At 58.7% G+C, this 12,450-nt stretch carries 15 protein-coding genes; 2 read left to right on the forward strand and 13 right to left on the reverse strand.

Going from position 1 to position 12,450, the window contains the following annotated elements; all coding sequences use genetic code 11:
- Positions 1–7: 7 nt before the first annotated feature.
- Together JW799_RS26385 and JW799_RS26390 are read right to left on the reverse strand one after the other, a co-directional pair.
- On the reverse strand, positions 8–673 hold the full coding sequence (locus JW799_RS26385; RefSeq protein WP_080837812.1) for a sulfite oxidase-like oxidoreductase: 666 nt from the start codon (positions 671–673) through the stop codon (positions 8–10).
- A gap of 85 nt (positions 674–758) precedes the next feature.
- The gene (locus tag JW799_RS26390) at positions 759–1,823 is read right to left on the reverse strand and encodes an AraC family transcriptional regulator (RefSeq protein WP_205432502.1); all 1,065 of its coding nucleotides are present in this window, start codon (positions 1,821–1,823) and stop codon (positions 759–761) included.
- 127 nt (positions 1,824–1,950) lie between these two features.
- Here JW799_RS26390 and JW799_RS26395 point away from each other — a divergent pair, with 127 nt between their 5' ends.
- The gene (locus tag JW799_RS26395; RefSeq protein WP_205432504.1) at positions 1,951–2,541 is read left to right on the forward strand and encodes an NAD(P)H-dependent oxidoreductase; all 591 of its coding nucleotides are present in this window, start codon (positions 1,951–1,953) and stop codon (positions 2,539–2,541) included.
- On the opposite strand, the gene JW799_RS26400 is transcribed toward JW799_RS26395, so the two are convergent.
- On the reverse strand, positions 2,534–3,334 hold the full coding sequence (locus JW799_RS26400) for a Nif3-like dinuclear metal center hexameric protein (RefSeq protein ID WP_205432507.1): 801 nt from the start codon (positions 3,332–3,334) through the stop codon (positions 2,534–2,536). The genes JW799_RS26395 and JW799_RS26400 overlap by 8 nt on opposite strands.
- A gap of 77 nt (positions 3,335–3,411) precedes the next feature.
- Entirely contained in the window at positions 3,412–4,440 is a 1,029-nt protein-coding gene (locus JW799_RS26405) for a zinc-binding alcohol dehydrogenase family protein (protein ID WP_205432509.1), read from the reverse strand.
- 135 nt (positions 4,441–4,575) lie between these two features.
- On the opposite strand from JW799_RS26405, the gene JW799_RS26410 reads away from it, so the two are divergent.
- The gene (locus JW799_RS26410) at positions 4,576–4,959 is read left to right on the forward strand and encodes a winged helix-turn-helix transcriptional regulator (protein ID WP_080837800.1); all 384 of its coding nucleotides are present in this window, start codon (positions 4,576–4,578) and stop codon (positions 4,957–4,959) included.
- Between the two features lie 215 nt (positions 4,960–5,174).
- Here the strand turns inward: JW799_RS26410 and JW799_RS26415 are convergent, their stop codons facing one another.
- The 9 genes from JW799_RS26415 to JW799_RS26455 form a co-directional block, all read right to left on the reverse strand.
- Positions 5,175–5,837: a DUF421 domain-containing protein gene (locus tag JW799_RS26415; RefSeq protein WP_205432511.1), complete on the reverse strand. Its 663-nt coding sequence runs from the start codon at positions 5,835–5,837 to the stop codon at positions 5,175–5,177.
- A gap of 102 nt (positions 5,838–5,939) precedes the next feature.
- A complete protein-coding gene (locus JW799_RS26420; RefSeq protein ID WP_205432513.1) occupies positions 5,940–6,440 on the reverse strand; it encodes a VOC family protein in 501 nt (166 codons plus the stop codon).
- Between the two features lie 66 nt (positions 6,441–6,506).
- On the reverse strand, positions 6,507–6,791 hold the full coding sequence (locus JW799_RS26425; protein ID WP_205432516.1) for an alpha/beta fold hydrolase: 285 nt from the start codon (positions 6,789–6,791) through the stop codon (positions 6,507–6,509).
- Positions 6,792–6,859: 68 nt separating this feature from the next.
- Entirely contained in the window at positions 6,860–7,282 is a 423-nt protein-coding gene (locus tag JW799_RS26430) for a VOC family protein (RefSeq protein WP_080837790.1), read from the reverse strand.
- A 269-nt stretch (positions 7,283–7,551) separates the two neighbouring features.
- A complete protein-coding gene (locus JW799_RS26435; RefSeq protein WP_205432518.1) occupies positions 7,552–8,322 on the reverse strand; it encodes an IclR family transcriptional regulator in 771 nt (256 codons plus the stop codon).
- 15 nt (positions 8,323–8,337) lie between these two features.
- On the reverse strand, positions 8,338–9,057 hold the full coding sequence (locus tag JW799_RS26440) for a M20 family metallopeptidase (RefSeq protein WP_205432520.1): 720 nt from the start codon (positions 9,055–9,057) through the stop codon (positions 8,338–8,340).
- On the reverse strand, positions 9,054–9,533 hold the full coding sequence (locus tag JW799_RS29430) for a M20/M25/M40 family metallo-hydrolase (RefSeq protein ID WP_205432522.1): 480 nt from the start codon (positions 9,531–9,533) through the stop codon (positions 9,054–9,056). The genes JW799_RS26440 and JW799_RS29430 overlap by 4 nt, the downstream gene beginning before the upstream one ends.
- A 90-nt stretch (positions 9,534–9,623) precedes the next feature.
- Positions 9,624–11,345, reverse strand: coding sequence for a dihydroxy-acid dehydratase (locus tag JW799_RS26450; RefSeq protein WP_205432524.1), 1,722 nt, complete (start codon positions 11,343–11,345; stop codon positions 9,624–9,626).
- A gap of 149 nt (positions 11,346–11,494) precedes the next feature.
- Positions 11,495–12,235: a bleomycin resistance protein gene (locus JW799_RS26455; protein WP_205432526.1), complete on the reverse strand. Its 741-nt coding sequence runs from the start codon at positions 12,233–12,235 to the stop codon at positions 11,495–11,497.
- Between the last annotated feature and the right edge of the window lie 215 nt (positions 12,236–12,450).

Here is a 12,450-nt window from a genome sequence, read left to right on the forward strand (position 1 = left end):
TTCCGCATTAATCGAAATCCTTCCCGACCCACTCGTCTTCCGGTATGCCCAGATCCTCGCCGGAGAAACGCTGCTCCCGGAACGGATCGGCGTAGTTGTGGAAGCCGTTGCGTTCCCAGAAGCCCGGGCGGTCCTCCTTCATGAACTCGATACCGCGAATCCATTTGGCGCTTTTCCAGAAATACAGGTGCGGTACGACGAGGCGCAGCGGCCAGCCGTGCTTGTCCGTCAGCGGTTTGCCGTCGAAATGGTAGGCGAGCAGCACTTCGTCGCCCAGCAGATCTTCCAGCGGCAAATTCGTCTCGTAGTCGTTGTCCCCGTGAATCATGACGTACTTCGCTTCCGGCTTGACGTCCGCCAAGCGGAGCAAATCGCGGAATCGCACGCCTTCCCATTCGGTATCGAACTTGGACCAGCGGGTCACGCAGTGGATATCGGCGACGACCCGGGTTTTCGGCAGCGCGAGGATCTCCTCGAAGGTAAACGAACGCGCCTCCGCGACTTCCCCGAATATGCGCAAATCCCACCGCTCCAGATCGTAAACCGGCACTTCGCCTTCGTGAAGGATCGGAAACCGCTCGGTCAGCACCTGGCCCGGCGGCAGTCTGCCCTCGAGCCCCGCCGGCGCTTGCGGCGCCTTCGTTTTTTTGATTCGGTCGGCTTTCATGCTCATCCGTTTCATCCTCCTTGACGGAAGCTTCCGTTCGCTATGCGAGCGTACCTATCGTAACCAAATTCGACGCTTTTCGTCAAATTGTTCACCGTACAACTTGCCGCGGCAGCCCGTGATAGACCGGCTTTTCCGAATTTCCTCCCGGCTTGCGAACGTTTGCGCGGTATTGCCCGGGCGTCAATCCCGTCCACTTTTTGAAAGCGTTTTGAAATGCGCTCGGCTCCGAAAAGTGCAGTGCGTAAGCGATATCGCCGACGGAAAGCCCGCCTTGTCGCAAATAGCCTTCGGCCAGTTCCTTCCGTACCTGAACGGATAATTCCTGAAAGGTCGTGTTTTCTTCTTTTAACCGGTTTTGCAGCGTTCTTGCGCTCGTGCCGAAAAATTCGGCCGTATCCTGCAAAGTCGGCAACGAAAAGGGCAAACTTTTTTTCATCCAGCGCGCGACCTGCTCCGAAAAACGGCTCATGCGGGCCAAATCGCCGTTTGTTTCCTGCGCCAGGCTTTCGAAAATGGAGAGCAGGCGGGAATCGGAATACAGCACCGGTACGTTCAGCAGATCTTTTTTCATGCGCAAAACGTCTTCTCCCGCAGCGAAAACGGGAACGATCCCGAACGCCTCCCTGTAGGGTTCGATATCCGCCGGCGCCTCATGCGCGAACCGGACTTCCAGCAGCGGAACGTTCACGTTGCTTAATTTTCCGATCAGTTGGTAGACCGAACTCGCCATATCCTCGACGCAATGACGGGAAAAGGTTCCCGGGTATTGCAGGACCGGCCGGATATAGGCGTCTTCCCCGCGCGTCTCGCAGATCAGGTTAAACCCGCTGCAAAAGATGTCGTTATACCGCCGGTAAGCGGCGAGTGCGTCGGCTACCGTGCGGGAGTGCATCATCACGTAGCCGAGAATGCCCATGTCCGCGAACTCCATCATCTGCCCCTGGCGCAAGCCGAAAAACTCGTCCCGCGTATACTCCGCGGCCGCCCGAACGATGCGCTCCAGCTCCTCTCCCGCGATGCGCGCCTCCGCATCCTGCAACATCGCGGGGTCGATCGATGCGTATTCGCAAAAACGGTTCGTGTCGTATCCCCTGCGCGCGATCGATTTCATAATCGGGTAGAGCATGGAAACGGCGACTGCCCGGTTTGTCATCCTCGGTTCCTCCTTGCGCGAAATCGCAGCTTTTTTTGCGCTGCCGATCATATGCCCGGGCCTCGCCAGCGCCTTATGATGATTGTATCAAAAGATTCAGTGGGGAAACATGAGGAGGAACGCGCAAATGAAAACAAAAATTGTCGTCGTCGCCGGACATCCCGATCCGCAAAGCTTCTGCTCGGCCTTGTCCGATGCCTATATGGAAGGGGCCTCCGGCAGCGGGGCCGAGGTGCGGAAAATCGATTTGAGCCGAATCCGCTTCGATCCGAATTTGCGTTTCGGGTATCGGCAAAGAACGGAGCTGGAGGAAGAACTGACCGAAGCGCAAAAATGGATTCGCTGGGCCGACCACCTCGTATTCGTCTATCCGACATGGTGGGGGGCGATGCCCGCCGTTTTGAAGGGGTTTATCGATCGCGTTTTTTTGCCGGGCTTCGCTTTCAAATACCGGAAGGATTCTCTGCTGTGGGATAAGCTTTTGACCGGAAAGTCCGCCCATCTCATCGTGACGATGGACACTCCGATCTGGTACAATCGGTGGATCTACAGGCGGGCGGGCATTCAGGTTATGAAGCGCAACATTTTGCAGTTTTGCGGAATTTCGCCCGTGCGCGTCACCGAGCTGAGTCCGGTCAAGCCGTCGACCGAGGAATTGAGGCGCAAATGGCTGGATCGGGCGAAGCGGCTCGGTGCCAAAGCGGCCGGCATCAAATGATCCGGAATACGGGGAGATCCTCGACAAAATGAACGGGAAGCTCCGGGAACGCAGCCGCGAGCCGGCCGGCCAAAGCTTTCATGCCGGGCGCTTCGCTTTCCGCGTGGCCCAGCATGACGAGCGCTTTGCCGCGTCCTTGCCGCGCCGCGTCTCTGACGTATTCCGGCGTTTCCCATTCCGGACCTTCCCCGGCCACGATCAGATCCAGCCGTTCGTTCTCGAATAACGGGATCGCCGTCGCGCCTCCGCCCCGGTAGCCGACGAGCACCCCCACTCGCTTGCACAAGGCCGCGAGGTCTCCGGCAACGCGCACGTACGGAATGCCCAGCCTTGTTTTCGCGTATTCCGCGGCTTCCTGCGCGTGCATCGGCGGAATCTCCAAAATCGCGGCGGCCGGCAGCTGCTTTTCCACGTATGCCTGCCAGCCGAGCGCCTCGATCAAGCCCTCCGTAATGCCGTCGGGCTGGCGGCGGTGCGCGTAGTCGTGATAGCGAAAAACGGCGATGCCCGTGTCCTGCAGCAGCTTCGCTTTTTCCCGATAAACCGGGTCGTGCTTAAGCCATTCCTCTTTGCCGCGATGGCTGAAAAAGATTCCCTCATGGGAGACGATCAAGTTGGCGCCCAAGGCGATCGCCCTCTCCACGACATGCCAGGTTGCGGCGAATGCGGTGACGATTCCCTTGACGGCCGCGTCCGGATCTCCCGGATCGAGCTTGTCCACGGTCGGATCGATCGGGCCGACATCCGCCGTCAACCGTTCCAGTACATCCCGAATCACGATCGAATGCGGCATCGCGATCCTCCTCTCGTTCGTTAACTTTATCCTAGCATGACCGCCTCCGAAGAGCCATGGACAGATCGATCCGATTTTTACCCGAAATGCTCCAGCACGATTTTGCCGATCGTCCGGCCGGACTCCACTTTGGCATGAGCCTTGCGCAACTGATCCGCGCCGATCGGCGTCAGCCTCTCCGTCATCGTCGTGCGAAGCGCTCCCGCATCCGCAAGCCGGGCGACCTCGTTCAACAGCCGGTGCTGCTCGACCATATCCTCCGTTCCGTATTTCGGACGCGTGAACATGAATTCCCAAGCAAAGGATGCGCTCTTATCTTTGAGCAGCGTCAAATCCAACGCCTCCTTCGTCTCCACGATGGAGCAGATTTTGCCTTGCGGCGCGATCGCTTCCGCCATGTTCCGCCAATGCTTCTCCGTAGCGTTCAGGCAGAAAATATAGTCGACGGTTTGCCGCCCGATCGCCTGCAGCTGGGGGACGAAACCTTCGTAATGATTGATGATATTGTCCGCACCCAGCACGGCCGCCCAATCCGCCGACTCCGGGCGCGAAGCCGTTCCGACGACGGTCAGTCCGGCAACTTTCGCGAGCTGAACGGCAATGGAGCCCACGCCGCCCGCGGCGCCAATAATTAAAATCGCCTTGCCGGCATTGTCTTCCTTGCTCCGGGAAATGCCGAGCCGCTCGAACAGCCCCTCCCAAGCGGTGATGGCCGTCAGCGGCAGCGCGGCCGCCTCGGCGAAATCCAGCGACGAGGGCTTCCTTCCGACAATCCGCTCGTCGACGAGATGAAATTCGCTGTTGCCGCCCGGGCGCGTAATGCTTCCCGCATAGTAGACTTCGTCGCCCGGTTGAAACAAGACGCATTCCGGCCCCGTTTGCTCGACCACTCCCGCCACGTCCCAACCCAGCACTTTGGGCGAAGATTCCGTTCTGTCCTTGGGCGCCCTGACCTTCGTATCGACCGGATTGACCGAAACGGCCTTCACTTTGACCAGCAAATCCCTTCCGGTCGGAACGGGCTTCGCAAGCTCGAGTTCGATCAGGCTTTCGGGATGCTCGATCGGAAGATAGTTATACAGGCCTACCGCTTTCATCGTGGTCATGTTTTCCACACTCCTTCATCGGATGTCTTGGTTTCTGTTGTCATTCTAAAGAAGAAGTTCTAGAATGAGAAGTACGTACATTCGTGTTGTATTGTATCTATTTGTATACTATTGGATGGCTAGGAGGGTTTTCTCATGCGCGATCGGAAAAGCGGTTACGGAATTTGTCCGAACGAGGAAGGCTGTCCGGTGGAATATACGCTCGACGTCATCGGGGGAAAATGGAAGGGCGTGCTGCTGTATCATCTCATCGAAGGGGCCAAAAGGTTCAGCGAACTTCGCAAAATATGTCCGGCCATCACCCAGCGGATGCTGACGCTGCAGTTGCGGGAATTGGAAGAGGACGGCATCGTTCATCGCGAGGTGTACAAGCAGGTTCCGCCTAAGGTCGAATATTCCTTGACGGAATTCGGGCGGACGCTCGTTCCGATTATTTTGCTCATGAAGAAATGGGGAGAAACGTACAAGGCGGAACCGGTCGGACGCAAGGCCGGAGCGCCGGAGCACGTCGAAGCGTAATTCGCATTGGCGAACGGCGGGGGGGCGGGCGCATGCGGCGCGAATGCAGTGCACCCGGTGCGCTACATGGGGCGAGCCCGGGGCCGAATATGCGAATGTAGTACACCCGGCGCGCTACATGGGTGGAATTCGGCGCTGCGGACGCGCATAGATTGCCGGTCGAGCGGCAATTGGCGCCGGAAATGCCGGAAACCGCCCCGCGCGGCTGTTCGAACTTAGCCCGCGGAACGGTCCCGTTTCTTCGATCGTTTTTTCCCGACAATGACGAGCTTATTCTCTTGCTCCACATACTCCGCGTACGCAATATCGCGAATATCGGCATAACCGCGACTTTTGGCCAACTCCCGAATGCCGTCTTCGGAAAGCGCTTTCCCCCGGAACGCTTCCTTCAGGATGTTCCCCGCTTCGATGACCGGGATCGCCGGAGCCCCCTCCGATTTCGGAACGACGCTGATTTTCCCGTTTGGCTCGTAAAGCGCGAAAACGGCCTCGTCCAGCCGAAAGATGCCGTTTTCGCGCAGCATCGACATCAGCTGGTTGAAATCGAGCTTGCACGCACGGAGCAGCTTCAGGTTGACTTCTCCCCGGTCGATGAGAAGCACCGTTCGCCCCTCCGCCAGCCGCCGCATTTGCGTGAAACGGATCGACAGCTTTTCGATGCTGAACGAAAGCAGCGCCCATACGGCCAGCGCGAACAGCAGATGCGCGAGCTTGACTTTGTCGTCGTAAATCGTGCTGCCGACAAGCTCGCCAAGCAGAATGGACGTGAAAAAATCGAGCGGCGTCACCTGGCCCAGTTGCTTTCTGCCGATGACGAACGTAATGAGCCACAAGCCGGCGAAGCCGATCAGCAGCTTGACGAGGATCATCCCGAACATCGTAAACCACGCTCCTCTTCCATCGGGCTCGGAAATACGGACGAGCCTTGCCGTAAGAGGAAGTTAACCGAATTGCGAAAAACGTAAACAGGACGCTTGCGCTTACCCTTCGTAGGCCTGACGAAGCGCCTCCATGTCCAGCTTTTTCATTTGAAGCATTGCCTTCATGACCCGATCCGTCGCCGCGGCATCGGGACCGCCGACCAGCTCGGTCAGGTTGGCGGGCACGATTTGCCAGGACACCCCGAACTTGTCCTTCAGCCAGCCGCATACTTGGGCTTTCTCGTCTCCGCCTTCGGACAGCTTGTCCCAGTAATAATCGATCTCTTCCTGCGATTCGCAATGGACGATAAAGGAGATGGCCTCCGTAAAGGCAAATTCGCGGCCTCCGTTTAAGGCAACGAAATGCTGGCCGTCCAGCCTGAAATCCACGGTCATGACTTGCCCTTCCGAAATCCCGTCGGTCTCATGCCTTTCTTGGCCGTATCGGGTGACGTTATCGATGCCGGAATTCTTGAATATCGACGTATAAAACGTTGCCGCTTCCTCCGCCTGATGAGCGAACCACAGATTCGGGGCAATCGTTTGGATTTTGCGTGTCATCGCGTCTCCTCCGTCGGAAAGGAAAGTTTTTTATGCAGTATACCATTCCGGGGAGAGACGCGTTTCTTACCGATTGCGATTATGCCGGGCGTTGAAAAAATCGGCCATTTTGCCGGCAAGCTCGCCCGGCGCCGTCATGACGGCCGAATGGTCCTGGCCGGGCAGCGTGCCGTATTCGCCGCTCGCAAGCAGCTCGCTTAAGGTCCTTGCCGCATCGCGGAAAAACGGCTCGCTATTTTCGCCGACAACGACGATGGCCGGAATCTCCGCATGCCAACGGTCGGTCGGCAAGGGCCGGCCCTGCTGGGTGTCGCCCATGACCGTTCCGTCATAAGCCAACGTATGCGCCATGCTCTCCATGACCTGCCAGGAAGGGTCCGGCCCGGAAACCGGACCGGCCGCCGATTTTCAGTCTGTTTTCAGTCTTCGATCTCCCAAGCCGGGTTCCAGACGATTTCCCACAAATGCCCGTCGGGATCCATAAAATGACCGGAATAGCCGCCCCAGAACGCGTCCTGGGCAGGCGCCACGATTTCGGCTCCCGCTCGTCTTGCCTGCTCCATGATCGCGTCCACTTCTTCCTTGCTGCTCACGTTGTGGCCGATCGTAAATTCGGTGGAGCTGCGCGGAGCGAGAGGAAGATTCGTTTCGTGGGCGAGATCCTTGCGGCTCCAGATCGCGAGCTTCACGCCCGCCTGCAAGTCGAAAAACGCAACCGCTCCATGCTCGAACTCCCGGCCCACGATGCCTTCCGTCGGCAGGCCCAATCCGTCGCGATAAAACGCCAGCGATTTTTCCAAGTCGTCTACTCCCAAGGTAAGGACGGAAATGCGAGGTTTCATGGCTTCGTTTTGCCTCCTTGGTAAATTCGGATTATTGCCATTATCGCCTGTTTAAGGCTGTTCGAATTGAAAAAAACGGACAAGTTCGCTTGGTTCCGTTCTTTTAAAAACCTTCCGACTCACGACCTATCGGCCGGAACGTCGCCGTCTGCGCCCTGACGGTCGGCGTTGCCATCTATACCGACCGTCGCGAAGCAAAAAGCGAAAAAGCGCGTTTTCATTCGCCCGGCACAGACCTGAACGAATGAAAACGAGCCGGCGGCTCCTCCTCATTTTTGCGCAAAGCCCATCTCGGCCGAAATCCGCATCGCCGTTTCTCTCACCCGTTCGCCGACCGACTGGAACTTGATGGCGGGCAAATCCTTGCTCAGCGCCGTCAAGCTGACGGAAGCGACGACCGAACCGGAAGGCCCGTAAACCGGCGCTCCGATGCAGCGGATGCCCTCCTCCATCTGCTCGTCCTCGATCGAATATCCGTGCTCCCGAATGAACCGGATATCCTCCGCCAGGCTTTCGGCCGTTCGCGCGCGCTCGGCCTCCGGCAAATCCGGAATGGCGGCGATCGCCTGGGCGAGTTCCGTTTCCGACATGCCGAAGGCGAGCGCCTTGCCCACGCCGGACGAATGCAGCGGCAGCGCTTGTCCCGCCATCGTCGCGAACCGGACGAAGCCGCTGCCTTCGCTCTTGTCGATGTAAACGGGCTGACGGCTGACCAAAACGGCCAAATGGGCGGTATACGGCGTTCCCTCGACAAGCTTGTCCAAATGCGGCCGGGCGACCTGCTTGATGTCGCTTTGCCGGTAATAATTCATTCCCCAGGATAAAACCCCGTGACCGAGCGCGTATTTGCCGTCGTCCAGCTTCTCGATGAGCGAATGCTTCTCGAGCGTGTTCAAAATGACGAACGCGGTCGATTTCGGAATGCCGAGCTCCGCATGAATGTCGGGGATGCCCATCTTTCCGTTCGCCGCGATCCCGTTCAGAATCGCGATCGCCTTTTCGATCGCCGGGACGGAATAAGGTTTATTTTCTTTGGCCATGTTCGCGCCCCTCGCTTACCGAGCGACGAATCGTTCGATAAATTGGATATAGACCTGCGTCGCAAGCGCAAGCTCCTCGATTTCGACGTACTCGACGTCCCCGTGGGCGGTCGACGCGTCCGGGCCGTGGCAAATGACCGGAATCCCGAGCGCCCTCGCGAAAATGCCGGCGTCCGTCACCGTCTTTTTGCCGACGAGCGGAACGTCGATGCCGCGTACGCTGCCGATGGCCTCCACCATCGCGGCCACCGCCGGGCTTTGCTTTTCGATCCGGTAACCGTCCCTCACCTTCTCGAGCTCCAGTCCGATCCGGATGCCGTTCCGCTCCGCGATCGGGGCCAGCAGCGCGCGAAATTCGGCTTCGACAGCCTCCAGATTTTCCTCCGGTCCGTACCGCCTTACGCCGACCAGTTCCGCCGTCGTCGGAAACTGATTGTAAAATTTCCCGCTTTGCACGGAGCCGATAAAGTAAGAGCCGCAGCCGATATCTTCAAAATAAACCCGTTCCAGTTCCTTGTTCTTCGCGTCGAGCGCCAGAACGATTTCGGCGGCGGCGGTCATCGGATGCGGGGTTCCCGCAGGGGTATACAGCTGATGGCTCGTCTCCCCTTCGCGCCGGACCTCGATCCGAAACGTCGCGGAGCCGAGCTGGGCGACCGTGCATTCCTTCGTGGCCGTTTCCATGACGATGCCGGCGTCCGCCTCGAGCGGGACCCGCTCGGTCAGGGCGATCAAATCCTCTCCCCGGCCCCCGGGCTTTCGTGCAAGCTGCTTGCGACGACCAACAGTTTGACCGGCAGATGCGATCCATGCTCGCGAACGACCCGGACGACCTCGAGAATGCTGGCCAGCGAGCCCTTCATGTCGCACGTGCCGCGACCGTATACCCTGCCGCTTTCGATCTTGGCCGGCCCGTCGTGCTCGAGGGGGACGACATCCATATGTCCGCTGAACAGAACGGTTTTGGCCCGTTCCGCGTGACGGCCGGAAGCAGCCGCTTCGGCATAGGCGGGCGTTTCATAGGCGGCCACGAGAGTCGGATTGCCGGGATAAAACTCGTACCGCGTCAGCTCGCAGCCCGCCTGGCGGAGCATCTCCCCGTACCGGTCCGCCATCGCTTTCGTATTTCCGGTTGCGCTCGGGATGCGCACGAGCTCCAGCGTGTCCCGCACCACATGTTCCGTTTGCGCGTAATTCATTAAGCTGACCATGCTATCGGGTCCCTGCCTTTTCGAATGAAAATTCGCTTTCGATTCCATATGCTGAACGATATTCCATGTTTTAAAATCGAAGTCCCGGATTCAACTTCTTCCCACGATCGGAGGCACGAACCGCGCGTCCTGCTTCGTCGCCGGACGAAGAAAATCGAGGTCGCAGCCTTCGTCGGCCTGCAGCACGTGATCGGTAAACAGCTTCAGATAGCCCCTCGGATGTCTCGTCTTGAACGGCGGAAGCTCCCGGTGCCGCTCGGCGATCGTCTCTTCGGACAGCAGCACGTTGAGAACGCCCCGCTCGACGTCGACCTCGACGAGATCCCCGTTTCGCACGATGGCCAAATTGCCGCCGACGGCCGCCTCGGGCGAAGCGTGCAAAATGACCGTGCCGTAGCTCGTGCCGCTCATTCTGGCGTCGCTGATCCGGACCATATCCTCGACGCCTTGCTTGAGAAGCTTGGTCGGAATCGGAATTTCCCCCCACTCCGGCATGCCGAGCGCCGCAGGTCCGCAATTGCGCAAAATGAGCACGGTCGACGCCTCGACATCCAGGTCGTCGCTCTCGATCTCCCGCAGCAGCTGCTCGTAGCTGTCGAACACGTATGCTTTGCCCCGATGCTTCCACAGCTCCCGCGAGCTGGCCGACAGCTTCAAAATCGCCCCGGCCGGCGCCAGATTGCCTTTCAGCACCCGGATGCCGGACTCCTTCTTGAAAGGCTTGTCCAACGTCGCGATGATGCGCGGGCTTTCCGGCTTGCGCGTATATACCTCTTTCAGCGGCTTGCCGAGCGCGGTCAGGCAATCGCCGTCGAGCGCCGGCATCAGTTCATGGATGACCCCTGGCAGCCCCCCCGCGCGGAAGTACTCGTCCATGCCGTATTCGCCGCTCGGCTGCAGGTTCACGAGGAGCGGAACGCTCTCCGACAGCTCCTGATATTGCTGCAGGTCGATCCGGATTCCGAGCCGGCCGGCGATCGCCGTCAAATGCAGCACCGCGTTGGACGATCCCCCGAGCGCGGCGAGCAGCTTGATCGCGTTGCGGAACGCCGCTTCCGTCATCAGCCTGGAAGGGGTCAGCCCTTCCTTGACCATGTCTACGATCCGGGCGCCCGTTCGCTCGGCCGCGATTCTTCGTCTCGAGTCGGTGGCCGGGATGTCCGACGTCCCGGGGAGCATCATGCCCATCATTTCCGAGACGCTTTTCATCGTGGAGGCGGTTCCCATGACCGGGCAGCCGCCAAACGAGCAGGAAATGCCCTTCTCCAGCTCCTTCATGTCCTCGTCCGACAGCAACCCGGCTTTGTGCATCTCCGTATACTTCCATAAATCCGTTCCGTAGTTGACGGCTTTCCCTTTGAAATAGGCCGTCGACCGGTGGCCGGCCGCGAGCTGCAGCGTCGGAAGGTCGCAGCTCGCGGCTGCCATCAGCTGCGCCGGCGTCGTCTTGTCGCATTCGCACAGCAGCACGATTCCGTCGAGCGGCAGCGAACGGATCATCTCTTCCACGTCCATCGACATCAGATTGCGCAGCGGCAGGTCGGACGGTTTATTGAAATCGGCCGAGGCGGTGATCGTATGCATTTCGACGGGGTAGCCCCCCGCCATCAGCACGCCTTTCTTCACGAATTCGACCAGTTCCTTGTGAGGGGCGTTGCAGCTGTTCAAATCGTTCCAGGAATTAAAAATGCCGATGATCGGCTTGCCCTCGTAAGATTCCGGATCGTGCCCGCAAGCGCGCATCGCGGAAGCGTGCTGGAACCTCGTTTCGAACGAGTCGTGTTGAAACCACTGTTGACTCCGCAATTGCATATTCGGCCGCTCCTTGCCAAGTAAGTATTCGGAATGCGTGATGAACTTAATATATTGAATAGTATTCAAAATACTAAATATGAGCCCAATCTAGCACAGCCGCCATGCGTTGTCAATTGCCGCCGTCGCGTCGAAAGAAGCGCCGTTCACTAACCGGAGATCGTCTGCTCCAGCTCTTTCGCCCGCTCCAGCGCCTCTGCGGCAGCCTGGCGCTCCTCGTCGCCGAGAGCGAGCTGCCGCGCTTTCGACAACAGTTTGCCCGCAAGCGTATAGTCGTCCATGGAGACCGCCGCGTCGGCCCGGAGCACGAGCGCCTTGAAGCGAAGGGCGGCGGATGCTGCGGGTTCGGCCTTCGCAAGCGCGGCGTCCAGCACTTTCGCGGAAGCCGCGGCGTCGAGTTTCGCGTACGCCAACGAATAAGCGGTTTCGAAAGCTCTTGCCAGCTGCGAGTCCGGTTCGCTTTGCAAGCCGCTCGATGGGGAAGCGTCCGGGACTTCGAGCGTTTGTCCGATCATCAGGTGGTTGCCGCCGGGATCGACAAGGTTGAACCTGCGGTCCGCGGCCAGCGTATTCAATTTCGTTATTCTCGGGATGCCTTTGGAGAGGAGTTTTCCGTACGTTTTTTTCAGGTTGCCCGCCATCTCGCGATAGACGTCATCGACATCCGGCACGCGGATGTAGCACATGCCGTAAGATTCGGAAGGATTAAACCCTTTGATCGTAAAAAAGTGCAGCACTATACCTCTGCAGGAGACGCAAGCATACGCATTCGGCCTCGTTTGCCGATACGTGATCTCAAAGCCCAACGCGCGGTAAAAGTCCAGCTGCTCGTCGATGGATCGGCACGGAAGGATGGGGATGGCAAAAGGGGGCGGTCTGCTCTCGGCCATAAAGACGGTTCTCCTTTCGGGAGTTCTCTCCCTGCGAAGTTAACTTGCAGCTTTAGCATACGACATTTATGCAAATGCCAAGGTTCAACCCTTCATCTGTCGTTAAATATAGCTTAGCTTGCGATAATCTGTCATCTGCTTCAAGCTTGCTCCGGAAGGTTTCCGGTTCTTGGACCGAGGCTGCCGACACATTGCCGGTCTTGCCCGGCAATGGG

Origin of the sequence: Cohnella algarum (assembly GCF_016937515.1) — a bacterium.
In the GTDB taxonomy this organism is placed as follows: domain Bacteria; phylum Bacillota; class Bacilli; order Paenibacillales; family Paenibacillaceae; genus Cohnella; species Cohnella algarum.

Bases quoted from the DNA above. Each gene is read 5' to 3' on its own strand.
- JW799_RS26385 (WP_080837812.1), bottom strand. From the start codon at position 673: ATGAGCATGAAAGCCGACCGAATCAAAAAAACGAAGGCGCCGCAAGCG.
- JW799_RS26390 (WP_205432502.1), bottom strand. From the start codon at position 1,823: ATGACAAACCGGGCAGTCGCCGTTTCCATGCTCTACCCGATTATGAAA.
- JW799_RS26395 (WP_205432504.1), top strand. From the start codon at position 1,951: ATGAAAACAAAAATTGTCGTCGTCGCCGGACATCCCGATCCGCAAAGC.
- JW799_RS26400 (WP_205432507.1), bottom strand. From the start codon at position 3,334: ATGCCGCATTCGATCGTGATTCGGGATGTACTGGAACGGTTGACGGCG.
- JW799_RS26405 (WP_205432509.1), bottom strand. From the start codon at position 4,440: ATGACCACGATGAAAGCGGTAGGCCTGTATAACTATCTTCCGATCGAG.
- JW799_RS26410 (WP_080837800.1), top strand. From the start codon at position 4,576: ATGCGCGATCGGAAAAGCGGTTACGGAATTTGTCCGAACGAGGAAGGC.
- JW799_RS26415 (WP_205432511.1), bottom strand. From the start codon at position 5,837: ATGTTCGGGATGATCCTCGTCAAGCTGCTGATCGGCTTCGCCGGCTTG.
- JW799_RS26420 (WP_205432513.1), bottom strand. From the start codon at position 6,440: ATGACACGCAAAATCCAAACGATTGCCCCGAATCTGTGGTTCGCTCAT.
- JW799_RS26425 (WP_205432516.1), bottom strand. From the start codon at position 6,791: ATGGCGCATACGTTGGCTTATGACGGAACGGTCATGGGCGACACCCAG.
- JW799_RS26430 (WP_080837790.1), bottom strand. From the start codon at position 7,282: ATGAAACCTCGCATTTCCGTCCTTACCTTGGGAGTAGACGACTTGGAA.
- JW799_RS26435 (WP_205432518.1), bottom strand. From the start codon at position 8,322: ATGGCCAAAGAAAATAAACCTTATTCCGTCCCGGCGATCGAAAAGGCG.
- JW799_RS29430 (WP_205432522.1), bottom strand. From the start codon at position 9,533: ATGGTCAGCTTAATGAATTACGCGCAAACGGAACATGTGGTGCGGGAC.
- JW799_RS26450 (WP_205432524.1), bottom strand. From the start codon at position 11,345: ATGCAATTGCGGAGTCAACAGTGGTTTCAACACGACTCGTTCGAAACG.
- JW799_RS26455 (WP_205432526.1), bottom strand. From the start codon at position 12,235: ATGGCCGAGAGCAGACCGCCCCCTTTTGCCATCCCCATCCTTCCGTGC.